Here is a 944-nt window from a genome sequence, read left to right on the forward strand (position 1 = left end):
CGTGCAGGTCGTCTGCCTCGACCGGGACTGGGACGGGCAGATTGCAGGCCTGCCGGACGGCGCCGTCGAGAGCCGCACATTGCCGCAGCACCTTGCCTACGTGATCTACACGTCRGGCTCCACCGGACAGCCCAARGGCGTGGGCAACATCCATAGCGCCATCGTCAACCGCCTGCATTGGATGCAGGGCGCCTATGGTCTTGGAGCSGATGATGCCGTCATCCAGAAGACGCCGTTCGGGTTTGATGTCTCCGTATGGGAGTTCTTCTGGACATTGCTCTATGGGGCAAGGCTGGTGGTTGCCCGGCCGCAGGGACATCAGGATCCTCAGTATCTGAGCACGCTGATGCGCGAGGCGCAGATTACCACGGCGCATTTTGTTCCCTCGATGCTCGAGGTCTTCCTCGATCAGATGGCAGAGGCTGGCGACAGCCTGCCCGCGCTGAAGCGTGTCATCTGCAGTGGAGAGGCGCTGCCGGCAAGCCTGCAGGAGCGTTTCTTTACGGTCATGGGAACAGGCGTTGGACTGTACAACCTTTATGGTCCGACGGAGGCTGCCATTGATGTGACGGCATGGACCTGCGAGCCTGCGAGCGCCTCCAATGTCGTACCGATCGGCCGTCCGATCTCGAACACGCAGATCTACATACTCGACGGTCACCGGCGTCCTGTTCCGGTTGGGGTTGCCGGMGAGCTCTACATTGGCGGTACAGGGGTTGCGCGCGGTTATCTGAACAAGCCGGAACTGACGGCCGAGAAGTTCGTGGCCGATCCGTTCAGCGCCCGTGCCGATGGGCGGCTTTACCGGACAGGCGATCTTGCGCGCTATCTGGCGGACGGCACGATCGAGTATCTCGGACGCATCGATACGCAGGTCAAGCTGCGCGGGTTCCGTATCGAACTCGGCGAGATCGAGAGCGTGCTGCAGGGGCATGACGGCGTCA

1 protein-coding gene is annotated in these 944 nt (G+C 62.0%); it reads left to right on the forward strand.

Annotation, left to right across the window (positions count from 1 at the left end; genetic code table 11):
* The coding region (locus AC1DNW_RS35395; RefSeq protein ID WP_477855804.1) for an amino acid adenylation domain-containing protein at window positions 1–944 on the forward strand (944 nt) is incomplete at both ends.

The organism is Rhizobium sp. 05L429 (assembly GCF_056397645.1).